Here is a 22,977-nt window from a genome sequence, read left to right as displayed (position 1 = left end):
CTGTCACGTCGTTTCGGTGACCGTCCGGCCCGGCCGAGCCAGCGCCGGCGCGGCGTCGCCGCGGCCCATCCGCCCGGTCTTCTCCGCCCATATGAGGAAGATCACAGTGCCCAGCGGCACGATGCTGGCGAGCGCCGCCAGCAACCAGGTGCCGGGCCGCCATGCGAAGGCGATGCCCGCGATGACGGCCACCACGACGAACGCGACGAACACCCCGCCGTGCGCCGGCCCGAAGATCTTCACCCCGATCTCGGTCCCCGGGCTCGCCAGGTGCTTGAAGTACATGCCGGTCAGCAGGCCCACCCAGCTGACGGCCTCCAGCAGCCCCACGAAGCGGAGCCAGCCGGCGGTGGTGCGGAGATCGAAAGCGCCAGTCATGGCCGCCATTGTGCCTGAAGACGCGCGCGTTTACTACACGCTGTCGTAGAGATCAGGGGCGACGGAGGATGAGCGCGTCGCCCTGACCGCCCGCACCACACAGGGCCGCCACGGCGTACCCCGACCCCCTGCGGGCCAGTTCGAGTGCCGCGTGCAGCGTGATCCGCGCGCCGGACATCCCGATGGGATGGCCGATGGCGATCGCGCCGCCATAGGTGTTGACCTTGTCGGGGTCGACACCGAGTTCCTGGGTCGAGGCGAGTGCGACGGCGGCGAAGGCCTCGTTGAGCTCGATGACGTCGAGCTGATCGACGGTGATTCCCTCCTTGGCAATCGCCTTCTTCACCGCGTTGGCCGGCTGGCTCTGCAGCGTCGAATCGGGTCCGGCGACGACACCGTGGGCGCCGATCTCGGCGAGCCAGGTCAGACCCAATTCTTCGGCCTTGGCCTTGTTCATCACGACGACCGCGCAGGCGCCGTCGGAGATCTGCGACGCCGAGCCTGCGGTGATCGTGCCGTCCTTGCGAAACGCCGGCTTGAGCCCGGCGAGAGATTCGGCGGTGGTGTTGGCCCGGATGCCCTCGTCCTCGCTGAACTCCAGCGGATCGCCCTTGCGCTGCGGGATCGACACCGGCACCACCTCGTCGGCGAAGACGCCGTCCTTCCACGCGGCGGCGGCGCGCTGATGCGACTGCGCGGCGTACTCGTCCTGCTGGGCGCGGGTGAACTTGTCGACGTCGTTGCGCTGCTCGGTCAGCGCTCCCATCGGCTGATCGGTGAACACGTCGTGCAGGCCGTCGTAGGCCATGTGGTCGACCGCGGTGACGTCGCCGTACTTGTAGCCAGAGCGGCTGTTCACCAGCAGGTGCGGGGCCTGGCTCATCGACTCCTGACCGCCGGCCACCACGACGTCGAACTCACCGGCGCGGATCAACTGGTCGGCCAGCGCGATCGCGTCGATCCCGGACAGGCACATCTTGTTGATCGTCAGCGCCGGCACGTCCCACGGGACTCCCGCGGCGACGGCAGCCTGACGGGCGGGCATCTGACCGGCGCCCGCGGTCAGCACCTGGCCCATGATCACGTACTCGACGAGCGAAGGGGCGGCCTCGACATTCGGGAAGGCCTTCTCCAGGGCTGCCCGGATCGCGATCGCGCCGAGGTCACTGCCCGAGAAATCCTTGAGCGAACCCATGAGCTTGCCCACCGGCGTGCGGGCGCCAGCAACGATCACCGACGTGGTCATCTCTACCTCCATAAGCGTTTGGGGCGGCTCCGCCGAGGCTATACAGCCGATCACACGTTTCGGAACCGATGTCGTTAGGTTACCTTTGCGATATGACTGCCGAGCAAATTGACGCCCGTCCAGTACTGGCCACCGCCCTGGTCACCGCCGTCGACCACGTCGGTATCGCGGTCCGCGATCTCAACGTCGCGATCAAGTGGTATCACGACCATCTCGGGATGATCGTCCTGCATGAGGAGATCAACGAGGAGCAGGGCATCCGCGAGGCCATGCTGGCCGTGCGCGGCGCCCCGGTCGGCAGCACGCAGCTCCAGCTCATGGCGCCGATCAACGACGAGTCGACGATCGCGAAGTTCCTGGACAAGCGCGGCCCCGGCCTGCAGCAGTTCGCCTACCGGGTCAGCGACATCGATGCGCTCAGCGACCGCCTGCGCGAGCAGGGTGTCCGGTTGATCTACGACGCGCCGCGGCGCGGCACGTCGAATTCGCGCATCAACTTCATCCATCCCAAGGACGGCGGCGGCGTGCTCATCGAGCTGGTCGAGCCGGCCGCAGAAGCGCACTGAGCCGCCTCCCTAAGACCACTTACGCGTAGGACCGCGGGTGCCGCGGCGCGCCCAGCACGGGGTGTGCCAGTGCCTGCGGTCCTCCGCCGCGCTCTCCCCGCCGTCCGCCGGCCACACCACGAGATGCGGTGTGCCGAGCGCGATCTGGTGATCGCAGCCCGGGCAGCGGTACAGTTTCGTCGCGCGGGCACCTGCCACGGCCCGCACCTCGTAGTCGTAGCCGTCCGGCCCGGTCTCCACACGCCGGGTGCCGAATACGGCCGGTAACGTACGGGACTGCCGCGGTGGTGGGCGGCGTCGGGGCATGCGTTCCAGTGTAGAGCGTCAGAAGAGCCGGAACTCGTTACTGTCCATTCCGCGCATCTGGTCGTAATCCAATGTCAGACAACGGATTCCGCGGTCAGTAGCGAGAGTGCGGGCCTGCGGCTTGATCTGCTGGGCGGCGAACACCCCCGCCACCGGCGCGAGCAGGCTGTCGCGGTTGAGGAGTTCGAGGTAGCGGGTGAGCTGCTCGACGCCGTCGATCTCCCCACGCCGCTTGATCTCCACGGCCACCGACCGGCCGTCGGCGTCGCGGCACAGCAGGTCCACGGGGCCGATCGGGGTCATGTACTCCCGCCGCACCAGTGTGTAGCCCTCGCCGAGCAACTCCACGTGTTCGGCGAGCAGCTTCTGCAGATGCGCCTCGACGCCGTCCTTGACCAGACCCGGATCCACCCCCAGCTCGTGGCTCGAATCGTGTTCGACGTCTTCGACGGTGATGCGCAGCTGCTCGCCGGCCTTGTTCTCGACGACCCATACCGGGTGGGCGTCGCCGGGTTCCTCTTTGAGCCAGCAGGGTGGGCTCATCCAGTTGAGCGGCTTGTAGGCACGGTCGTCGGCGTGCACGCTCACCGACCCGTCGGCCTTGAACAGCAGCAGGCGCCGGGCCGAGGGTAGATGGGCGGTCAGCCGGCCGACGTAGTCGACGGTGCACTGGGCGATCACGAGGCGCACGCCGACAACCATAGGCCCCAGTCGTCCCGCGGCTTAGGCTGACGTCACCATGAACGTCACGAACACTGTGCCGCGGCGCCTGGGCCACGTCCTCGAGCGGGTCACCCGACAGAGCGGACGGATCGGCACGCCGGACTACGGGTCGTGGCTGCTCGGTAGACCGGAGGAGAACCAGCGTCACCGACGCGTCCGCATCCAGGTGATCCTCACCGTCTTCCTCCTGGTCACCAACATCCTGGGCATCGCGGTCTCGCTGCTGCTCAACGCCGTCGCCATTCCGGTGCCCAGCGTCTTCACCGACGCCCCGGCATGGCTGACGTGGGCCGTCGTGCCCGCCTACATGCTGGTCGCACTCATGGGCGGCACGGCGTGGATCACCTCGCGGACGGTCAACTCGCTGCGCTGGTCCATCGAGGAGCGGACGCCGACCCGTAACGATCAGCGCAACGTCTTCCTGGCGCCGTGGCGGGTGGCGAAGCAAGCCCTGCTGCTCTGGGGTATCGGCACCGTGCTGTTCGCGGTGCTCTACGGGCTGCAGGACACCGCGTTCATCCCCCGGTTCCTGTTCGCAGTGGGATTTCCCGGCATCGTGGTGGCGACTGCCTGCTATCTGATCACCGAGTTCGCCCTGCGGCCGGTCGCCGCACAGGCCCTCGAGGCCGGCCGACCGCCGCGCCGACTGGCCCACGGCGTGATGGGCCGGACGATGACCGTCTGGCTCCTCGGTTCGGGAGTGCCGGTGCTCGGCATCCTCCTCCTCGCGGTGTTCACCCTGTCCATGCAGAACCTCTCGATGACGCAGTTCGCGGTGGCGGTGATGATCATCGCGGTGGTCGCTCTGACCTTCGGGATGATCCTGATGTGGCTGCTGGCGTGGCTGGTCGCCACACCGGTGCGGGTCGTGCGGTCGGCGCTCAAGCACGTCGAGGAAGGCGATCTGGACTGCAATCTGGTCGTGTTCGACGGCACCGAACTCGGGGAGCTGCAGCGCGGCTTCAACTCGATGGTGCACGGCCTGCGGGAGCGGGAGCGGGTGCGAGATCTGTTCGGACGCCACGTGGGCCGCGAAGTCGCCTTGGCCGCGGAGCAGCAGCAGATCGAGCTCGGTGGTGAAGAACGCCATGCCGCAGTGGTTTTCGTCGACATCATCGGCTCCACACAGATGGTCACCAGCCGGCCGGCGTCGGAGATCGTCGAATTGCTCAACCGCTTCTTCGCGGTGATCGTCGACGAGGTGGATCGGCACCACGGCCTGGTCAACAAGTTCGAGGGCGATGCCGTGCTCGCCGTCTTCGGTGCGCCGGTGGCGCTGGACGACGCGGAGGGCGAGGCGCTGGCCGCTGCAAGGGCGATCGCCACCCGGCTGGCCGAGGAGGTCCCGGAATGCAAAGCCGGTATCGGCGTCGCAGCCGGCATCGTGGTCGCCGGAAACGTGGGCGCCAAGGAACGCTTCGAGTACACCGTCATCGGGGAACCGGTGAACGAGGCCGCCCGGCTCTGCGAGCTCGCCAAGGAGGCACCGGATCTGCTCGTCGCCTCATCGGAGGCGGTGGCCGGGGCCTCGGAGGCCGAACGCGAACGGTGGACCCTGGGTGACACCGTCACCCTGCGTGGGCACGACGAGCCGACCCGGCTCGCGCTACCGGTCTGATACGACGCTGCGGTATTCGTCCCGGCACGCGCGGCGCGCCAATTTGCCACTGGTAGTGCGAGGGATGGACCCGGCGGGCACGAAGCGCACCTGCGCGACGGTCGGCCCGTGGCGCTCGGCCACCGCGGCACGGATCGCCGCCACGGCCGCCCCCGGATCCGCCCCGCGCGTGCCCGGGGCACGTTCGGCAACGATCACCACCTCGACCCCGTTCGCCGCCGGCACCGTGAACGCCGCGGCGTATCCCCGGCGCACCAGCGCGGAGGCATCGGCGGCGGTCGCCTCGATGTGCTGGGGGTAGTGTGCGCGCCCGTCCACAATGAGCAGATCGGCCATCCTGCCGGTGACGTACAGTTCGCCGTCGAGGTAGGCCCCGAGGTCGCCGGTGCGCAACCAGCGGCCGTCCGGCGGCACCCCGTCGGCGTGGCTGCCTGCGGTCAGCCGCGACCCCAGCCGGGCTCGGAACGACGCCGCCGTCGCCTCGGGCTGCCCCCAGTAGCCGCGGCCGATGTTGTCCCCGTGCAGCCAGATCTCCCCTATCTGCGCATCGGGGAGTTCGTTGCCCGACTCGGGTTCGACGATCACCGCCCACTGGCTGTTGGCGATCTGGCCGCACGAGACCAGTTCGACGGCGTCGGCGCCGGCCGCCGGTACCAGCCGACCGGCCCCCAACTCACCGAGGTCGACCGCCAACGCCGTGGCCCGCTCCGAAGGTGCGATCGTCGCCACGAACAGGGTGGCCTCGGCGATGCCGTAGGACGGTTTGAACGCCGTCGCAGGCAGTCCGTAGGGGCCGAACGCCGCGTTGAACTCCTCGATGGCGGCCATACTCACCGGCTCCGAGCCGACGATCAGCACGACATTGGCGAGGTCGACGTCGTCGTCCGGGCCGGGTCTGCCGCGCTCGGCGGTCCATTCGTAGGCGAAGTTCGGGGCGGCGGTGACGACCCGGCCCTGCCGCGACTCGTCGGACAGCGCGCGGATCCACCGCTGCGGCCTGCGCAGGAACGCCGTCGGCGACATCAGGGTGGAGTGACCGCCGTAGACCGCCGGGAACCCGATCATCGACAGTCCCATGTCGTGGAACAGCGGTAACCAGCTGACGCCGTGGGTGTTTCGGTCGAGCAGGTCGATCGCCAGGATCATCTGCAGCAGGTTCGTGCCCACCGCGCGGTGGGTGATCTCGACACCTGCCGGTGGGCGCGTCGCACCCGAGGTGTACTGCAGGTGCGAGACATCATCGACGTCGACCACGGTGTCGACGAAATCGACAGCGGCGCTGTCGGGGATCTCGTCGATGAGCACCATCTGCGGGGTCGGGACACCCGTCAGGTCCGCCAGGAAGTGCGCGACGGCGTCGGCCGCCGCGGAGGTGGTGAGCACCAGCGAGGGGCGGGCGTCGCGCAGCGCGGTCTCCAGCCGTTGTGCGTGGCCCTGCAATTCGGGGGCGAACAGGGGTACCGCGATCGCGCCGGCCTTGATCGCGGCGAAGAATCCGGTGATGTAGTCCAGGCCCTGGGGCGCCAGCACCGCCACCCGGTCACCGCGCGCGGACCGCCGCTGCACCTCGGCCCCGACCGCGCGCAACCGCACCCCGAGTCGAGCCCAGGTCAGTTCCGTCACGGTTCCGTCTCCCGCGCCGGTGTGATCGATGTACCGGTAGGCCACGCTGTCGCCGACGTGGGCGATGTTGCGATCGATCAGGGAGATCAGCGTGACGCCCGGTGGGAGGGCGATGCGGCCGTCCGCGTCCAGGCAGTCCTCGATGCGTAGCAACCCGTCCGGGACGTCCTGAACCGAAGCACCTTCCATACCTTCGAGTTTAGGGACGGCGCACCGGGCGGTAGCACGGGTGAGACAATGACCGCAATCGACCGAACGAGGAGACCATGGCCTCATCCGCACGGCGCGTGGGCGCCGAAACGTCGAAGACCAGGGACACCCTCCTCGACTGCGTCGAGACGATGATGCTCGAGGAGGGCTACGCCAGCGTCACCTACCGGGCGCTGGCCGCCAAGGCGGGTGTGACCCCCAGCCTCGTGCAGTACTACTTTCCCACCCTCGACGACATCTTCGTCGCCGGCATCCGGCGGTATTCGGAGCGCAATCTCGCCTATCTGAACAAAGTGCTGGAGGAGCGAACCGAGGATCCGCTGCGAGCGCTGTGGGAGTACAGCTGGGACGAGGCGACCGGGGCGATGATGACGGAGTTCATGGCGCTGGGCAACCATCGCAAGTCGATCCGCACCGAGATCGCCTCGGTGACCGAGAGCGTGCGCAAGGTCCAACTCGACGCGCTCGTCGCGAAATTCGGAGCGGACGCCCGGCCGTGGGGCGATCTCTCCCTACCGGCTCTGCAGCTGCTGATCTCGAGCCTGCCGAAGTTCCTCAACCTCGAGAAGGGCGTCGGGGTCGAGACCGCACACGCCGAGCTGACCGAATCCTTCGAGCGTTACCTGGATTCGGTGGAACCCGCGACCAAGCGCAGATCCGGCGCCCGCAAGCGCAGCCGCTGACTCAGCAGAACATGCCTCGGTACCCGTGCGCAGGGTGCCATGGCGAGATGTCCGCCGTCTCCCCGAACAATTTCTGACGCAACGTCCCCGGTCGATACTCCTTCTGCATGATGCCCTGCTCCTGCAGCACCGGAACCAGGCCATGACCCATGATGCTATACACTCGTACAATTCAATGGGCCCCGGAAAGGATGATTCGTGACTGATTCCGATGCACTCGAACAACTCCGCAAGCGCGTGCAGTACCTCGAGGACCGGACGGCGATCCTCGACTGCGTGATGAAGCAGGCACGCGGCCACGATCGCCACGACGCCGAACTGATGGGCAGCGTGTACTTCGAGGACGGTGTCGACGAGCACGGACCGACCGTCAAAACTGGTCCCGAATACGGAGATTGGGCCAACGAGGCGCACACCGCGGTGTTCGAGGACCATCTGCACAACATCACGACCCACACCTGCGAGATCGACGGCGACGAAGCGCACGCCGAGAGCTACGTAATGGGCGCGATGCGCGTCAAGGGCGGCAGGATCGTTTCGCTGATGGGCGGCCGCTACATCGACCGGCTGCAGCGCCGGGACGGGGTGTGGAAGATCGCGCTGCGCCGCTGCACCATCGAGTGGATGATCAGCGGCGACTCGTCAATCCTCGGTAAGGGTGCGGTCAAGGGTTTCATCAAGGGCCGGTGGGACACCACCGATGCGTCCTACCTGCGGCCACTGAACCTGGACGATCCCGTCGACCGGTGGTGAGTACGTAAAGCTCGCGGGACGCGTCGCGCTGGTGACCGGCGGCGCGTCCGGCATCGGCCGCGCGACCGCGGTCCGACTGGCCGCCGAGGGTATGCAGGTATGCGTGGTCGACATCGAAGGCGCGGCAGCAGAGGCGGTCGCCGAACCACTCGGCGGTGTCGGATTACGTTGTGATGTAACCGATCCCGACCAGGTCGACGCGACGTTCGCCTCCTGCATGGCCGACTTGGGCGGGCTGGATGTCGCCTTCCTGAATGCCGGCGTCACCATCGACTGGTCGGGTGACATCGGCTCACTCGATCTCACCCAGTACCGGCGCTCGATCGGCGTGAATCTCGACGGCGTCGTGTTCGGTGTGCGTGCGGCCGTGCGCGCCATGCGGTCGTCGGGCGCCGGCGACCGGGCGATCCTCGCGACGTCGTCGCTGGCCGGACTGATGCCCTGGCATCCCGACCCGGTCTACTCACTGGGCAAGCATGCGGTCGTCGGGATGATGCGGTCGATCGCCCCGAACCTGGCCGCCGAAGGCATTGCCGTGCACACGATCTGCCCAGGCATCACCGAGACCGGCGTGCTCGGCGACCGGCGGCCGCTCGTCGAACGCATCGGTGTGCCCGTCATGGAACCCGAGGCGATCGCCGACGCGGCGCTGGACCTGACGGTGATGGCGTGGGGCAACCCGTCAGAGAAGCGCCTCGCCCGTTACCGCGATCTCGGATCCACCCGGGTGGTGATCGGCGGGGGCCGCCGCGACGGCGACGACGCCTCGACCACATGGGCGTATCTCGATCAGTATGCGCCGCTGGTCAGCGAGCTTCGGTGACCCGCACCGGCCGCACCCGTTCACTGACGAGCTCGATGAGCTGACCGTCGGGATCGCGCACCATACAGGCGTATCCACCACCGGGATCGGCGACGACGGTGCCGCGCGTTGCGGCCATAGCGTCCCGGACCGCGGCCACATCGGCCACCGCCAGCGAGAGGTGGGTGAGGCCGGCACCGACCATCCCCCGCTCGGCCTCGTCGGGTGCCGGATACCCCGAGAACGTCAGCAACTGCAGCACGACGCCCCCGTTGCGCAGGTACACCGCTTCAAAGCCGATCGGCGGAGCGAGTCCGAGCAGACCTTCGGCCACCTAATCGGGCACTGTCAGACGCTTCACCTCGGCGAATCCGAGTACCTCGTAGAACTTCTGCGATGCGTCCAGATCCCGCACGCGCAGCCCGATGTGGCTGACGTCCATGCTCACACCCCCGCCGGTCCGGGACCGCCGTGCATGTACAGCGTCTGCCCCGAGCAGTAACTGGACGCGTCGGAGGCGAAGAACAGCACGCCATAGCCGATCTCGTCGGGTTCGGCGATGCGGCCCGAACCGTTGGTCTGACCGATCATGTCGATGTCGAAGCCCTGACGCTGCGCATCGGCCTCCAGGCCGGGGGTGCGGACCGCGCCGCACGCGATGCAGTTGACCCGCAATCCTTTTCGCGTCCATGCCGCCGCCATAGATCCGGTCAGGTTCTGCAGACCGGCCTTGGCGGCACCATAGATCGGCGCCTGCGGCATGGCCAGCAGACCGGCGCCGGAGGAGATGTTGATGATCGCGCCCTTCTTCTGATCGATCATCGGCTTGGCCGCAGCTCGCGACAGGTACCACGCGCTCGACAGATTCAGATCCAGTACCTGGTGAAACTCGTCGTCGGTCCACTTCATCAACGACTTCGTCTCACCGCCGCCGGCATTGTTGAGGAGCACGTCGAGCCGGCCGAACTTGGCGAGTGTCGCGTCGACGAGTGCCTGGCACTGCTCGGCACTGGTCACATCGGTCGGCACGACCAAGGTGCGGCGACCCAGGGCCTCGATGTCGGCCGCGGTCGCTTCGAGCGGCTCCACACGCCGGCCGGCGAGCACGATGTCGGCGCCGTGCTCGGCGAGCACCAGCGCCGAGGCGCGTCCGATCCCGCTGCCGCCGCCGGTGATGACCGCGACCCTGCCCTCCATCGAAAACCTGTCGCTCACAGCGTCACTCCCGTCGGCCAGACCAGTATGCAGTACGACTGTACAGCACTCCGGCGCTGGACACTCCGGCTTGTGTCGAGTACACCAATGGTCATGTCGCAACCGACCACCGATGTCTGGGAAGTGCTGTCCACCGCCCGATCAATACGGCGGTTCACCGACGATCCGGTCGACGACGAGACCCTGAACCGGTGCCTTCAGGCGGCGACGTGGGCGCCCAACGGGGCCAACGCCCAGCTGTGGCGGTTCATCGTCCTCGACGGTCCCGAGCAGCGGGCAGCTGTGGCACAGGCCGCCCAGATCGCGCTGCAATCAATCGAATCCATCTACGGGATGACCCGGCCCGCCGCGGACGACGACAGTCGCGCGGCGCGAAACAACCGCGCCACGTACGAACTCCACGACCGGGCCGGCGAGTTCACCTCAGTGCTGTTCGCCGCCTTCAAAAACGAGTTCTCCTCGGAGTTCTTGCAGGGCGGTTCGATCTATCCCGCGATGCAGAATTTCTACCTGGCCGCACGGGCGCAGGGGTTGGGCGCGTGCATCACCAGCTGGGCGTCCTACGGTGGCGAACAGGCGCTGCGCGACGCCACGGGCATCCCCGGCGAATGGTTTCTGGCCGGGCACGTCGTCGTGGGCTGGCCCCGCGGCAGCCACGGTCCGGTGCGCCGGCGTCCGCTGTCGGACGTGGTGTTCCGCAATCGCTGGGACCTGGAACGCGCCGACATCACCTATGGCCGCGGCGCGCGGCCACGGGGTAAGTGACTAGCCCGCCCGGGCCAACTCGGCCAGCAAGGCTCGTGTACGTGTCACCGACGCCGAGCGCTGCGCCCGATCGGCGCCCACCGCGACGGGCTGCGCCCAGACATCCGTCGCCCCGGCTTCGATCAGCTCTTCTAGTTGCCTCGTCACCGCAGCTTCGTCGCCGACGATCCCGACGTCCGCGGCCGAGTATCCACCGCCGGCACGGATGATGTTCTGGTAGTTGGCCATTCGCTCGTATCCCGACGCCGTTACGCCGATCGCGTCGTGCGCCGCACGGACGTCGGCGTGCACGGCGACGGGCAGCCCCGCGACGATGCGGCCGCCGGCGAGGGCCGGAGCGATCCGCTCGGCGATCACCGCCGCCGACGCCAACCACAGCACCACCCCGTCGGCGAACTCGGCGGCGATACGAAGCATCCGGGGCGACAGCGCCGACAGCAGCACCGGCACCGGATGGTCGAGCGCAACCATGCGGCCGGTGCTGTGCACGCTCCAGTCCGTGCCGTCGGAGTTGAGTTCCTCGCCGGAAAGCAGCGCGGTGATGATCTGCAGATACTCGCGAGTGTTGCGGACCGGGTGGTCGTAGGACAGGCCGAGCACGTCGCGAACGATCGGCTCGTGGGACGGCCCGATACCCAGCGTGAGGCCTGGCCGCCCCATCGCGTTGGCGGCCGCGGCGACACGGTTCGCCTGCAGCAGTGGGTGGCACGGATAAGTCTGCAGCACAGCGGTGCCGAGTTCGATCGACGTGGTGGCCCGTCCCGCGATCGCCATCGCAACGAGCGGATCACCGGCGACCGCGCCGGCGTACCACAAACTGGTGAAGCCCTCCTCCTCCGCCAGCTGGGCCTGGGCCTGGGCCACGATACTGTCGACCGAGGTTCCGCCACCGGTCAGTCCGATCCGCATCGGTCAACGCATCACGTGGGAGTGCTGCTGTGGCGGATGGACGCCGAAAAGATCGCGGTACGAGGGTGGTTGGCGGCCGTCCTCGTCGGTGATCCCGTACTTGACCGCCAGTTCGGCGCCGATGAGCGTCTGCCCGCTGACCGCCATCAGGTCGGCATCGTGCGCCAGGGCCCAGATGACGTGTCCGGTGAGTTCGGGCGTCTCGGCGCTGTCGAGGATGTGGCCGAACTTCTCGGGATTGCCCGCGATGATCGCGCGCACCCGATCGGTGAGCAGTGAACCCATCCAGATCGACACCGCCGCGATACCGACGTCCCGGAAGTCGAAGGCCATGTCGGCGGCCATCTTGTCGACGCCGGCCTTCGGCACCCCGTACGCAGGCCCGAAGGCGTAGTGCACTGCACCCGAGGACGACGTGAACACCACCAGCCCCTTGCCGTTGGGCACCATGAGCGGGGCGGCGTACACCGTGGCGACATAGCTACTGCGCAGGCCGACGTCGAGGGTGTCGATGACGTTGATCGGTTCTTCCCAGAACTTGGTGCGCCCCATCATCTCGTCCCGGATGATGGCCGCGTTGTTGACCAGGATGTCGATGCGGCCGCGCTCGCGGGCGACCCGATCGAAGAACGCCGCGACCTGCTCGTCGTCGCCGTGGTCGACCTGTACGGCGATACCCTCGCCGCCGGCGGCGGTGACCTTGGCGGCCGTCTCACCGATCGTGCCGCGCGCGGCGCCACCGCCGTCCACGGTGCGGCCCGTGACGTAGACGGTGCACCCGTGCGCACCCAGCGCGTGCGCGATCCCGGCGCCCGCACCGCGGCTCGCCCCGGTCACCACCGCGACCGGGCGACGTCCTGTCATGACCACTCCTGGATTCTCGCCGACTCCCGATGTTCGGTGATCGGGCGCGCGAGCCCCTGCTCGTCGCAGATGCGTTGCAATGCGGCCACCGTTTCCTCGACGCCCGGACCGCGCCGCCGCCCGGGGGCGAAGGTGGCCGGAAGGTGCCGCATCCCCTGGATCACACCGATGCTGTCGTAGTGCACGGCCCGTTCGGGATCGCACCGGTAGTCCGGCATCCGGTCGAGCACCGCGGTGAGCATCGACTTGAACACGGTGCGCGCGACGTTCGACCCGATGCAGCGATGCACGCCGATGCCGAAGCTGAAGTGCCGATTGGCTTTTCGGTCGAGAACAACCCTGTCCGGATCCGCGAAGACGGCCGGGTCACGGTTGGCCATGGCCCACGACAGCCACAGCCGCTGACCCTCTCGCAGATCGACGTGACCGAGCGTCATGTCTTCGGCGATCGTGCGGCCGTCTCCGGGCGCGGGGGTGAAATACCGAAGGAACTCCTCGGTCGCCGGGTTGAGCAGCCTGTCGCGCTGCGCACTGAGGTGGGCGCGTTCGTCGGGATGCTCGGACAACCATTCCAACGCATGGGCGGTCAGTGCGGTGGTCGTGTCGAAGCCGCCGCCGATCAACAGGTTCAGCATCCCGATGAGTTCGATGTCGGGCGGCGCCTCGCCGGCGATGCGCATCGTCGCCAACGCGTCGATGATCCCGGGGCGGGGATTGTGCCGGATCTCGATCAGGTTGGTGAACAGGTCCACCCCCATGGCCAGATACAGCTCACGGACCCGCTCGGCGTCGGGAGAGTCCGGCGGGGTGTACACCGACGCGTGCGCGGGTTCGTTGTAGAGCTCCCATTTGTCCAGCGGCACACCGAGCATCGCCAGCGTCAGGACGGCCGGAACCACGTTGGCCAGATCGTCGACGAAATCGATATGGCCAGAATCGATGTGATCGTCGATGCACGCGCGCACGATTTCGTCGACGAACGGCTCCCAGCGTTTGACCGCCGCCGGCGACAAGTACGGGTTGAGCACGGTCCGGTAGACCCGGTGCTCGGGATCGTCCATCTCGAGCATTCCGCCCCGAAAGCCTTCGGCCTCCACCATGGCCGGAATTGAGATCCCCTTGTAGCCGCGGCGCTCGTTGGCCACGTCGTGGTCATTCGACACGTGCGGGCACCGCGCCAACTCGAAGACCTCGTCGCTACCGGCCGCGACCCAATGCCCGCCGTAGGTGTCGGTCCATGCCAGCGGGCACCTGGTGTGCATCTCGCGGGTGATGTCGAGGAAGCGCTCTCGGTATTCCGGGCTGTGCCGGTCGAAGTGGTAGCGGGGTTCCTGCGCCGAGTCTTCGATGTTCACAGCACCGCGCCGCCGTTGACGCCGATGACCTGTCCGGTGACGTACCCGGCGCCCTCCGAACACAGGAACGAGCACACCGCCGCGACATCCGCGGGCGCGCCGACGCGTCCTGCGGGGATGGCCTGGACGAGATACTCCGCCGGAGGCAGCGCGCCCTCGGCCTGCTGGCGCTGAAGCATAGGTGTCTCGATTGCGAAGGGCGGCACTGAATTCGCGGTGATCCCGTACTTCGCGTAGTCGCGGGCCACTGTCTTCGTCATGGCGATCACCCCGCCCTTGGTTGCCGAGTAGTGTCCCTGACGCGGTGCGCCCTGTTGTCCCGCGGCCGAAGAGATCGTCACGACCCTGCCCCAGCGCGCTTCGACCATGTCCGACAACGCCGCTCGGATGCTCAGGAACGTCCCGGTCAGATTGACCGCCAGATAGCGGTTCCACTCGTCGAGGGTGATCCTGTCGAAGCGGGTGAAGCCGCCGATCGCCGCGCTGGTGACCAGGATGCCGACGGGTCCGAATTCGGCTCGCACGGTGGCGAAGGCCGATTCGACGGCGACCTCGTCGGACACGTCCGCCTCCACCGCGACAGCCCAACCGCCGGCGCCGCGCACCTCGGCGGCGATCGCCGCGGCCGCTTGCGCGTCGACGTCCACCACGGCCACCCGATGGCCGTCCGCGGCGAGCTTCGCGCAGATCGCCTGACCAAGGCCCGACGCGCCGCCGGTCACCACCGCCACTCGACTCACCGCTGCACCTTTCGTCGCTGTACGAATGTATAGCACAGCGTCTATGCTCGGCCCAACACCCGGCGAGGAGCACACATGAGCGATCTCTACTACGACCCATGGCACGTCGACATCGACATCGACCCGTATGCGACCTACCGCAGACTGCGTGACGAGCAGCCGGTGTATCACAATGAGCGCCATGATTTCTGGGCCGTGAGCCGATACGCCGACGTCGACGCGGCGCTCAAGGACACGACACGACTCAGCTCCGCCAAGGGCGACATCCTCGAAGTCGTCATGGCGGATCCCGTGATGCCGCCGGGCATCTTCATCAACGAAGACCCGCCGCTGCACACCATTCACCGCGCGATCGTCTCGAGAGCATTCACGCCCAAGAAGATGCGGGCGATCGAGGACAAGATCCGCGCCTTCTGTGTCGCGTGTCTGGACCCGCTGGTCGGCGGCGACCGGTTCGATTTCGTCGTGGATCTGGGCGCCGAGTTGCCCATGCGCACGATCGGCATGCTGGCCGGGATCCCGAATTCCGAACAACCGGCGGTGCGTGCGCACGCCAACGAAGTGCTGCGCAACGAGGCGGGCAAGCCGATGGCGATCGACAAGGACCGCTACTTCACCGGTGAGATGTTCGGCGAGTACGTCGAATGGCGGGAAAAGAACCCGTCCGACGATCTGATCACCGAGTTGCTGAACGTGGAGTTCGAGGACGAGACCGCGACGGTACGCAGATTGACCAAACAGGAGCTCGTCGTGTTTCTCGCCGTGGTCGCCGGCGCCGGCGTCGAGACCACGGGACGCCTGTTCGGCTGGATGGGCAAGGTGCTCGCCGAACACCCCGATCAGCGAAAGGAGTTGGTGGGCGATCCCGGCCTGATCCCGAACGCGATCGAAGAGTTGCTGCGCTACGAGCCGCCCGGTCCGCACGTCGCGCGGTACGTAGCCACCGACGACCTCACCTTCCAGGGGGTCACCATCCCTGCGGGACGACCCCTGCTGATGATGCTTGCCTCTGCCAACCGCGACGAACGCCGTTTCGACGACCCGGACCGCTTCGACATCCACCGAAAGCCCGGCGGCCACTTGACCTTCGGTCGTGGGGCCCACTTCTGCGTCGGCGCGCCACTAGCCCGCCTGGAGGGCCGCGTCGCGCTCGAGGAGGTGCTCAAGAGGTGGCCGGAATGGACTGTCGACATGAGCCGGGCACGGCGGTCGCGCACGTCGACGGTCCGCGGTTGGGACAGCATGCCCGCGGTTCTCACATAGCGCGCAGACCATACATGTAGGTCGTGACGTACTCATCGAGGACGGGTGCGCGGACTTCCCGTGACTCCGGCAAGGTGATCAGCAGCGCGTAGAGCCCCGCCAGAAACGAGATACCGACGAGCATCACGTCAACCTCGGCCGGGATCTCTCCGCGGTCGCGGGCGCGTCCGAGCTCTTCGATGACTGCGACGATCACCGGGTGCACCGCCCATTCTTCTGACGGCGGCCGCCGCGTCGAGAAGTGCAGCGCCAGAAAGTCTCTGAACAGCCGGCTCCCCAACCGGCGTTCGAGCGCCTCGAGGATCTCGACCGTCTTGGCCAACGTCGCGCGCACGTCGTGGGGTTTGCCGTAGAAGCGCGCCAGTTCGGCGGCCATGCGTTGCTGCTCACGGATCTCCAACTCGACGAGCACATGCTCTTTCGTCGGGAAGTGAAAGAAGAACGTGCCGTGCGCCACGCCGGCCGCCGCGACGATGGCCCCGATATCGGCCGCCGCCATCCCGTCGCGCTGGAACTCGGCGATCGCCGCGCCCAGCAGGCGTTCGCGCGTCTGCTCCCCTTTGCGCCCTCGCTCGGACGTTCTCGACTTCAACACCTGGAGATCCGATCTGCTCGTCGGTCCGCCCCACGATACGCAGAGCCGCGCAAAACTGACTGGAATCAGGAAACTCTTCCCTTAGATCTGTCGACCCGATACCGTTCCCTGAGCGCGACAACCCCGTTGTTCTGGGCCTGAACGCCGACGTCGCCATCCCGGAACCCGGCCCGGCGCAGACGCCTGAACGTTGACTCGAGTCATAGTGGAGGTACGAGGTGCAGATCCTCGAGCAGGTGCAGGACACGCCGAAGGCCGGAAACATCAAGGCCCAGTGGATCAGCCTGTGGACCGGTCCCGCCGTCGGCGCAGTGTTGCTCGTGGCGATGCTGGCGTGCCCGGTGTTCTGGCCGCCGATGTCACCGACCTGGAGCGCTGCCGAGGTCGCCTCGTTCTACGCCGAGCACACCGCGTGGATTCGCCTGAGCCAGGTGACATTCAACCTGTGTGGCATCCTGGTCCTGCCGTTCTTCATGGTCATCGTCGTGCAGATGAAGCGGATGAAGAGCCAGAGCCATGTCCTGGCCTACTGCTATCTCACCGCTGCCGTGAGCGGTGCGACGATCTTCGCGCTGTCCAACATCTTCTTCCTCGTCGCTGCGTTCCGGCCGGAGCGCGACCCCGAACTCGTCATGCTGCTCAACGATTTGGCCTGGATCGTGTTCATCGCACCCGTCGGCATGGTGGTGGCCCAGTTCGTGCTGCTGGCGGTGGCGGTGCACTTCGACGACGGGCCGGATCCGGTGTTTCCCCGCTGGGTCGGCCACTACTCACTGTTCACCGCGATCGCGATGGTGCCCGCCGCAGGTGCTGCAGTGTTCCAGAACGGACCACTGGCCTGGGACGGGCTGTTGTCGTTCTGGGTGCGCAACGGGGCCTTCGCCGCGTTCGTCATCGTGATGTTCTTCGTGCTGCGTCGCGCCGTGCAGCGCCAGGCCGTCGACGAGGGTCTTGTCCGGTGACCGTCCTGACCCCCGGCCGGCTGCGGAAGGTGACGGCGCTGCCGCCGGGCGGCAAACCCGATGTCCGGCTGGTCACCTGGTTCTTTCCCGTGTGGTACGCGGTGTTCGGTGTGATCATCTGCGTGCTGGCCCGCGTGACGCCGCCACCCCGACCTGATGTGACCGCAGCCGACAAGGTCGCGTTCTTCGCCGACAACGGCCTGACCATCCAGATCGGTTTCATGGTGCTGCTGATCCTGCTCGGCGGCGCGGCAGTGACCAATGGCCTTGTCGCGTACCAGATGATGCGGATGTCGGTGGGCCCGGTCTTCGCCTACGGCTATATCGGCGGGATGGGCGTCGGCGCCCTGCCGGGATTCCTCCTGGTGTGCGTGTGCTTTCTGACGGCCACGTTCCGCGCCGATCGGGACCCTGAGATCGTCAGCCTTCTCTACGACCTCGGCATGCTCTCCTACAACGGATCGCTCGGGTGCTTCACGGCCGCCTATCTCGTACTCGCCGTGGCGATCCTGTACGACAAGAACGACATCTTCCCGAAATGGTTCGCCTACATCAGCATCTGGCAGATCATCACCGAGGTCATCGCCACCCAGATGTTCGTCTTCCACTCGGGCCCGTTCGCGTGGAATGGTTCAGTGTCGTTCTGGCTGGCGGTCGTGGTGTTCTCCGTGTGGCTGGGCGCGTTGATCGTGTTGCTGCGCCGCGCGTGCGTGAGTGAGCCCGCAGACGCATGAGTCAATCCCAGTCCCCACCGAAATCACCGCCGCGTCAACCGTCGTCGGCCCATCTTCCTGGCGATATCCACATGTGGGTGATGGTCCTCGGCGACCTCATCGTGTTCGGCGGCTACTTCATCATCTTCATGGTCTACCGGAGCATGAACCCCGAGCAGTTCCTGCGCGCGCAGCAGCATCTCGACGTCAACATCGGTGTGCTGAACACCGTGATCCTCTTGACCAGTTCCTGGTTCGTGGCGCGCAGCGTCCTGGCCTGCCGGACCGAACGTCACGATCAGGCGGTCCGGTTCGTCTGGGCGGGTGGCATCTGCGGTCTGCTGTTCATCGCCTTCAAGAGCTACGAGTGGTTCAGCAAGGTCACCGCGGGCCACACCAACTCCGAGACGTTCTACTCGTTCTACTACGTGTTGACCGGCGTCCATCTGGTGCACGTAATCATCGGACTCGTCGTGCTGGGAGTGATGGTTCGCGAGCTACGCAACACCGGTCGCCGGCGCACGACGTTGATTGAATCCGGCGCCGTGTACTGGCACATGGTCGACCTGCTCTGGGTCGTCATCTTCGGCCTGCTCTACGTGATGAGGTGACGATGTCCGACACCGCCGCACAGCGCCCGGACCACATTGCGCGGACCATCACCTGGGGGTGGGCCGCCCTGGTCGCGATCACCCTGGGGTCGTGGTGGCTGGCGCCCGCCCACTTCACCGCCACCGTGCAGGCGAGCACACCGGTGACCGCGCTCGTCCTGGCTCTCACGGTCATCAAGGTTCGCTTGATCTTCCGGTACTTCATGGAGGTGCACACGGCGCCGCGTTGGCTGCGTCGCGCCACCGACGCCTGGCTGGTCGTGCTGTTCGGCGCGGTCTTCGTCATCTACCTGTTCTGACGCCCACCGCGTGTCAACGGCCGTCGAGGATGAGGTCCGCCGCCCGCCAGGCCATTGCCATGATCGGGCCGTTGAGGTTGCCCGCCACCATGGTGGGCAGCACCGAGCAGTCGACCACGCGAAGACCGTCGACACCGCGAACGCGCAATCGGCTGTCGACCACATCCTGATCGTCCGGGCCCATCGCGCATGTGCCGACGGCGTGGTAGCCGCAATAGCCGCCGTCGAGCGCAGCGTCGAGGAGATCTTCGTCGCTCGTCACCTGCTGCCCGGGGTAGGTCTCGTGGCTGATCCGCTCGGCGATCGGTGATTCTTCGAAGATCGCACGCATCCTGCGCAGCAGATTCGCCGTGCCCTCACGGTCGTCGGCGGTGCTCAGATAGTTCGGTGTGATCCGCAGCGGCTCGGCGGGATCGGCGGAGGTGATCTCGACATGCCCCTGCGAGGTGGGCCGCAGAACCATGCCCAGACACGAGAGGCCGGGCTGACGCTCGATGACGACGGGTTCACCGGTGTTGTAGGGCGGCAGTGTCCAGGGCCCCATCATCACCTGACCGTCGGGACGGTCGGCTTCGGGATGTGTCTTCACGAAGCCGAGGACGTCGAACGACGGAGCGGCGAGCGGACCCTTGCGCGTGGCCAGATACTTCATCCCGGTGAGGGCCTGTCCGACGCTGGTGGCCAGCCGACGGTTGTAGCCGAGATCGTCTTTCAATCGGTAGCGCAGCGTGGCGCAACGGTGTTCGCGCATCCGCCGGCCGACATGTTCGCGATCGAGCCGCACGGGCACGCCCGCCGCCGCCAACACCTCACGAGGCCCGATCCCCGAAAGCTGTAGCAGCTTGGGTGAGTTCAGGCTGCCGAGGGCGACGATCACCTCGCGGGTCGCCTTGACCTGTGCGGTCCCCCTGCCGGTCGCGATCTCGAATCCGACGGCACGATCGCGCTCGAACAGCACCCTCTGCACAACGGCGCCCGTGCGCAACGTCAGATTCGGGCGGGCCAGGGCCGGCCGGAGGAAGGCCGTTGCGGCGCTGACCCGGCGGCCGTTACGGATCGTCGACGTCGCATATCCGATCCGCTCACCATCGGCGTCGTTGATGTCCTGGACCCGTGACAAGCCGGCGCCGACAGCCGCGTCGAGCATCTCTTCGCACAACGGATCAGGATCCCGAGGCACCGACACGTGCAGCGGACCACCCGTGCCACGCGTCGCAGATCCGCCGAACTGGTGGTTTTCGAACCGTTTGAAGATCGGCAGGATGTCGTCCCAGCCCCAGCCTTTGTTGCCGAGCTGGTCGAGTCCGTCGTAATCCGCGCGGGTTCCGCGGTTGTAGATCATGCCGTTGACCGAACTCGATCCGCCGATCACCTTGCCGCGCATCCACTGCTCGACGTGCGGTGTCGGGCCGAAGGGCGTGGTCTCGTAATGCCACATGTGCTTCTCGCTGTCGAACAGCTTGCCGGCGCCCTTGGGGATGTGCAGCCACAGATTCCGGTCGCCGCCGCCCGCCTCGAGCAGCAGCACGTTGACCGTCGGGTCGGCCGACAACCGGTCAGCGAGCACGCAGCCGGCGGATCCCGCGCCCGCGATGACGTAGTCGAACTCGGTGCTATACACCCGTACAGGGTATGTCAGGCGTCGCACCGCCATGTCCGTTTTCCGCCAGTGCCGTCGGTGGGTGCGTGTAAGTGTGGAACTGTGCACGACGATTTCGACCGCTGCTACCGAGCCGTCCAGTCCAAGGACTCCCGGTTCGACGGGTGGTTCGTCACGGCCGTGCTGACCACCGGCATCTATTGTCGGCCCAGTTGTCCGGCGCGACCGCCGTTCGCCCGCAATCTGCGCTTCTATGCGACAGCGGCCGCGGCACAGGCCGCCGGTTTTCGCGCATGCAAACGGTGTCGGCCCGATGCATCGCCGGGTTCTCCGGAATGGAACGTCCGCGGTGACGTCGTCGCCCGCGCCATGCGGTTGATCGGCGACGGCGTGGTCGACCGAGAGGGCGTCGCGGGACTGTCCGACCGGTTGGGCTACACAACGCGTCAGCTGCAGCGCATCCTGCAGGCCGAGGTGGGCGCCAATCCGCTGGCGATGGCACGGGCGCAGCGGGCCCAGACCGCGCGGATCCTCATCGAGACGACGGAGCTGCCCTTCTCCGATGTCGCGTTCGCCGCGGGGTTCTCGAGTATCCGGCAATTCAACGACACCGTCCGCGCGGTCTGCGATCTCACGCCGACCGAGCTGCGCCGCCGGGCACGCGCGCACCCGTCAGCGGCACCCGGGGGACCGGGCCCGTTGTCGCTGCGGCTCCCGGTTCGCGCTCCGTTCGCGTTCGAAGGACTCTTCGGACATCTGGCGGCCAGCGCCGTCCCCGGTGTGGAGGAATTCCGGGACGGAGCACTGCGCCGAACGCTGCGCCTGCCGCACGGCAACGCCATCGTGAGCCTCACGCCGCATCATGATCACGTGCAGTGCCGGCTTCATCTCGGCGATCTACGCGATCTGACCAGCGCCATCGCCCGGTGCCGACGTCTGCTCGATCTCGACGCCGATCCCGAGGCGGTCGTCGACGCCCTCTGCGCCGATCCGGAGCTCGCGGCCCTGGTGCGGAAGGCACCGGGACAGCGGATCCCCCGTACGGTGGACGAAGCCGAGCTCGCATTGCGGGTGGTGCTCGGACAGCAGGTGTCGTTGAAGGCCGCCCGCACGCATGCCGGCCGCCTGGCCCGCAATTACGGTGCGCCGATCGATGACCCGGCGGGTGGTCTGACGCACGTGTTCCCGAGCGTCGGACAACTGGCTGTCATCGACCCCTCGCACCTCGCGCTCCCCAAGACCCGGCAACGCACCGTCGTGGCGCTGATCGAGGCGCTGGCAACCGGCGACGTGGTGCTCGACCCGGGATGCGATTGGAACAGCGCGCGGGAACAGCTGCTGGCCGTACCCGGAATCGGGCCGTGGACCGCCGAGGTCGTGGCCATGCGAGGGTTCGGCGACCCGGACGCCTTCCCGGTCGGCGATCTCGGCGTCCGCGCCGCTGCGCGTGCGCTCTCGCTCCCGCACGACGTGCGGGGACTGGGCGAGCGAAGTGCTCGATGGCGACCCTGGCGGGCGTACGCCACCCAGCACCTATGGACAGCGCTAGATCACGTGGTCAATGAATGGCCCCCGAAGGAGAAGTCAGCATGATTCTGCAATTCCGTACCGTCGAAAGCCCCGTCGGGCCGCTGACCCTCGCCGGCCGCGAGGGCAGGTTGATGCACCTGCGGATGGTCGATCAGACCTACGAGCCCAGCCGGGCGGACTGGGTCGAGGACGACCGTGTGTTTCCGGACGCGGTGGAACAATTGGCCGCCTATTTCAGCGGCGAACGGATGACTTTCGATCTCGAACTCGATCTCGTCGGGACGGCGTTCCGCCGCCGGGTGTGGGAAGCGTTGCTCACCATTCCCTACGGAGAAACTCGGTCGTATGGCGAGATCGCCCGCCAGATCGACGCTCCCGGCGCCTCGCGCGCGGTGGGCCTGGCCAATGGGCACAATCCGATCAGCATCATCGTCCCGTGCCATCGCGTGATCGGCGCCGGCGGCAGCCTCACCGGATATGGCGGTGGAATCGAAAGAAAGAAAATGCTCCTCGGAATGGAAAAGCAATTCCATTGCGCCGTTCCGACGCTCTTCGAGACATAGGCCTGAACGCAGAAATGCCTCGGCCCCCAACTGTGTGGTTGGGGGCCGAGGGCTTGAAAGGGTGTTCGGCGGTGTCCTACTTTTC

25 protein-coding genes and 1 pseudogene are annotated in these 22,977 nt (G+C 67.2%); 13 read left to right on the top strand and 13 right to left on the bottom strand.

What is annotated here, in order from left to right:
• Positions 1–3: 3 nt before the first annotated feature.
• Both A5757_RS19370 and A5757_RS19365 read right to left on the bottom strand, forming a co-directional pair.
• On the bottom strand, positions 4–387 hold the full coding sequence (locus A5757_RS19370; protein WP_066837318.1) for a DUF3817 domain-containing protein: 384 nt from the start codon (positions 385–387) through the stop codon (positions 4–6).
• Between the two features lie 43 nt (positions 388–430).
• Positions 431–1,624, bottom strand: coding sequence for an acetyl-CoA C-acetyltransferase (locus tag A5757_RS19365; protein ID WP_066837444.1), 1,194 nt, complete (start codon positions 1,622–1,624; stop codon positions 431–433).
• Between the two features lie 92 nt (positions 1,625–1,716).
• On the opposite strand from A5757_RS19365, the gene mce reads away from it, so the two are divergent.
• Complete coding sequence (gene mce / locus A5757_RS19360; protein ID WP_066837314.1) at positions 1,717–2,190, top strand: methylmalonyl-CoA epimerase; 474 nt, start codon at positions 1,717–1,719, stop codon at positions 2,188–2,190.
• A 9-nt stretch (positions 2,191–2,199) separates the two neighbouring features.
• Here the strand turns inward: mce and A5757_RS19355 are convergent, their stop codons facing one another.
• Positions 2,200–2,496 carry a hypothetical protein gene (locus A5757_RS19355; protein WP_066837312.1) on the bottom strand — a complete coding sequence of 99 codons (297 nt, stop codon included), beginning with the start codon at positions 2,494–2,496 and terminating at the stop codon, positions 2,200–2,202.
• Between the two features lie 18 nt (positions 2,497–2,514).
• A complete protein-coding gene (gene nucS, locus A5757_RS19350; protein WP_066837442.1) occupies positions 2,515–3,186 on the bottom strand; it encodes an endonuclease NucS in 672 nt (223 codons plus the stop codon).
• A gap of 49 nt (positions 3,187–3,235) precedes the next feature.
• Here nucS and A5757_RS19345 point away from each other — a divergent pair, with 49 nt between their 5' ends.
• Positions 3,236–4,837, top strand: a complete 1,602-nt coding sequence (locus A5757_RS19345) for an adenylate/guanylate cyclase domain-containing protein (protein ID WP_066837310.1) — start codon at positions 3,236–3,238, stop codon at positions 4,835–4,837.
• Here A5757_RS19345 and A5757_RS19340 read toward each other — a convergent pair.
• Positions 4,826–6,649 (bottom strand): fatty acyl-AMP ligase, encoded by a 1,824-nt coding sequence (locus tag A5757_RS19340; RefSeq protein ID WP_066837308.1) that lies wholly within the window; start codon positions 6,647–6,649, stop codon positions 4,826–4,828. The two genes, A5757_RS19345 and A5757_RS19340, sit on opposite strands and share 12 nt — an antisense overlap.
• Before the next feature lie 77 nt (positions 6,650–6,726).
• On the opposite strand from A5757_RS19340, the gene A5757_RS19335 reads away from it, so the two are divergent.
• The 3 genes from A5757_RS19335 (at position 6,727) to A5757_RS19325 (ending at position 8,929) form a co-directional block, all read left to right on the top strand.
• A complete protein-coding gene (locus A5757_RS19335) occupies positions 6,727–7,353 on the top strand; it encodes a TetR/AcrR family transcriptional regulator (protein WP_066837305.1) in 627 nt (208 codons plus the stop codon).
• Positions 7,354–7,551: 198 nt separating this feature from the next.
• Positions 7,552–8,106 carry a nuclear transport factor 2 family protein gene (locus A5757_RS19330; protein WP_066837302.1) on the top strand — a complete coding sequence of 185 codons (555 nt, stop codon included), beginning with the start codon at positions 7,552–7,554 and terminating at the stop codon, positions 8,104–8,106.
• 31 nt (positions 8,107–8,137) lie between these two features.
• Positions 8,138–8,929 (top strand): SDR family oxidoreductase, encoded by a 792-nt coding sequence (locus A5757_RS19325; protein ID WP_197497395.1) that lies wholly within the window; start codon positions 8,138–8,140, stop codon positions 8,927–8,929.
• Here A5757_RS19325 and A5757_RS19320 read toward each other — a convergent pair.
• Together A5757_RS19320 and A5757_RS19315 are read right to left on the bottom strand one after the other, a co-directional pair.
• Positions 8,913–9,350 (bottom strand): annotated as a pseudogene (locus A5757_RS19320) (VOC family protein). The gene A5757_RS19325 and the pseudogene A5757_RS19320 overlap by 17 nt on opposite strands.
• Before the next feature lie 2 nt (positions 9,351–9,352).
• A complete protein-coding gene (locus tag A5757_RS19315) occupies positions 9,353–10,123 on the bottom strand; it encodes an SDR family NAD(P)-dependent oxidoreductase (RefSeq protein ID WP_066837299.1) in 771 nt (256 codons plus the stop codon).
• A gap of 93 nt (positions 10,124–10,216) precedes the next feature.
• Here A5757_RS19315 and A5757_RS19310 point away from each other — a divergent pair, with 93 nt between their 5' ends.
• Entirely contained in the window at positions 10,217–10,888 is a 672-nt protein-coding gene (locus A5757_RS19310) for a nitroreductase family protein (RefSeq protein WP_156618563.1), read from the top strand.
• On the opposite strand, the gene A5757_RS19305 is transcribed toward A5757_RS19310, so the two are convergent.
• From A5757_RS19305 to A5757_RS19290, 4 genes are read right to left on the bottom strand one after another with little or no spacing between them, the layout of a single operon-like run.
• Positions 10,889–11,797 (bottom strand): TIGR03564 family F420-dependent LLM class oxidoreductase, encoded by a 909-nt coding sequence (locus A5757_RS19305; RefSeq protein ID WP_066837294.1) that lies wholly within the window; start codon positions 11,795–11,797, stop codon positions 10,889–10,891.
• A 3-nt stretch (positions 11,798–11,800) separates the two neighbouring features.
• Entirely contained in the window at positions 11,801–12,661 is an 861-nt protein-coding gene (locus A5757_RS19300) for an SDR family NAD(P)-dependent oxidoreductase (protein ID WP_066837439.1), read from the bottom strand.
• Positions 12,658–14,016 (bottom strand): cytochrome P450, encoded by a 1,359-nt coding sequence (locus tag A5757_RS19295; protein ID WP_066837292.1) that lies wholly within the window; start codon positions 14,014–14,016, stop codon positions 12,658–12,660. Before A5757_RS19295 ends, A5757_RS19300 begins: the two co-directional genes overlap by 4 nt.
• Positions 14,013–14,756 (bottom strand): SDR family NAD(P)-dependent oxidoreductase, encoded by a 744-nt coding sequence (locus tag A5757_RS19290; RefSeq protein WP_066837290.1) that lies wholly within the window; start codon positions 14,754–14,756, stop codon positions 14,013–14,015. The genes A5757_RS19295 and A5757_RS19290 overlap by 4 nt, the downstream gene beginning before the upstream one ends.
• 75 nt (positions 14,757–14,831) lie before the next feature.
• Between A5757_RS19290 and A5757_RS19285 the strand changes: the two genes are divergently transcribed.
• A complete protein-coding gene (locus A5757_RS19285) occupies positions 14,832–16,019 on the top strand; it encodes a cytochrome P450 (RefSeq protein ID WP_066837288.1) in 1,188 nt (395 codons plus the stop codon).
• On the opposite strand, the gene A5757_RS19280 is transcribed toward A5757_RS19285, so the two are convergent.
• Positions 16,012–16,614 (bottom strand): TetR/AcrR family transcriptional regulator, encoded by a 603-nt coding sequence (locus A5757_RS19280; protein WP_066837280.1) that lies wholly within the window; start codon positions 16,612–16,614, stop codon positions 16,012–16,014. The genes A5757_RS19285 and A5757_RS19280 overlap by 8 nt on opposite strands.
• Before the next feature lie 218 nt (positions 16,615–16,832).
• On the opposite strand from A5757_RS19280, the gene A5757_RS19275 reads away from it, so the two are divergent.
• From A5757_RS19275 to A5757_RS19260, 4 genes are read left to right on the top strand one after another with little or no spacing between them, the layout of a single operon-like run.
• Positions 16,833–17,576 (top strand): hypothetical protein, encoded by a 744-nt coding sequence (locus tag A5757_RS19275; RefSeq protein WP_066837276.1) that lies wholly within the window; start codon positions 16,833–16,835, stop codon positions 17,574–17,576.
• On the top strand, positions 17,573–18,310 hold the full coding sequence (locus A5757_RS19270; RefSeq protein ID WP_066837274.1) for a hypothetical protein: 738 nt from the start codon (positions 17,573–17,575) through the stop codon (positions 18,308–18,310). Before A5757_RS19275 ends, A5757_RS19270 begins: the two co-directional genes overlap by 4 nt.
• Positions 18,307–18,900, top strand: a complete 594-nt coding sequence (locus tag A5757_RS19265) for a cytochrome c oxidase subunit 3 family protein (protein ID WP_066837272.1) — start codon at positions 18,307–18,309, stop codon at positions 18,898–18,900. The genes A5757_RS19270 and A5757_RS19265 overlap by 4 nt, the downstream gene beginning before the upstream one ends.
• A gap of 2 nt (positions 18,901–18,902) precedes the next feature.
• Positions 18,903–19,199, top strand: coding sequence for a cytochrome C oxidase subunit IV family protein (locus tag A5757_RS19260; RefSeq protein WP_066837269.1), 297 nt, complete (start codon positions 18,903–18,905; stop codon positions 19,197–19,199).
• A 13-nt stretch (positions 19,200–19,212) separates the two neighbouring features.
• Here A5757_RS19260 and A5757_RS19255 read toward each other — a convergent pair whose 3' ends face one another.
• The gene (locus tag A5757_RS19255; protein ID WP_369815977.1) at positions 19,213–20,820 is read right to left on the bottom strand and encodes a GMC family oxidoreductase; all 1,608 of its coding nucleotides are present in this window, start codon (positions 20,818–20,820) and stop codon (positions 19,213–19,215) included.
• A gap of 81 nt (positions 20,821–20,901) precedes the next feature.
• Between A5757_RS19255 and A5757_RS19250 the strand changes: the two genes are divergently transcribed.
• Positions 20,902–22,392 carry a DNA-3-methyladenine glycosylase 2 gene (locus tag A5757_RS19250; protein ID WP_082929582.1) on the top strand — a complete coding sequence of 497 codons (1,491 nt, stop codon included), beginning with the start codon at positions 20,902–20,904 and terminating at the stop codon, positions 22,390–22,392.
• Positions 22,389–22,892, top strand: coding sequence for a methylated-DNA--[protein]-cysteine S-methyltransferase (locus tag A5757_RS19245; protein ID WP_066837260.1), 504 nt, complete (start codon positions 22,389–22,391; stop codon positions 22,890–22,892). Before A5757_RS19250 ends, A5757_RS19245 begins: the two co-directional genes overlap by 4 nt.
• Positions 22,893–22,977 lie beyond the last annotated feature (85 nt).

It is taken from the genome of Mycobacterium sp. 852013-51886_SCH5428379 (genome assembly GCF_001665575.1).
Classification (GTDB): domain Bacteria; phylum Actinomycetota; class Actinomycetes; order Mycobacteriales; family Mycobacteriaceae; genus Mycobacterium.
The sequence above is the reverse complement of the archived record's forward strand: the minus strand, read 5'-3'. Positions and strand labels throughout refer to the sequence as shown.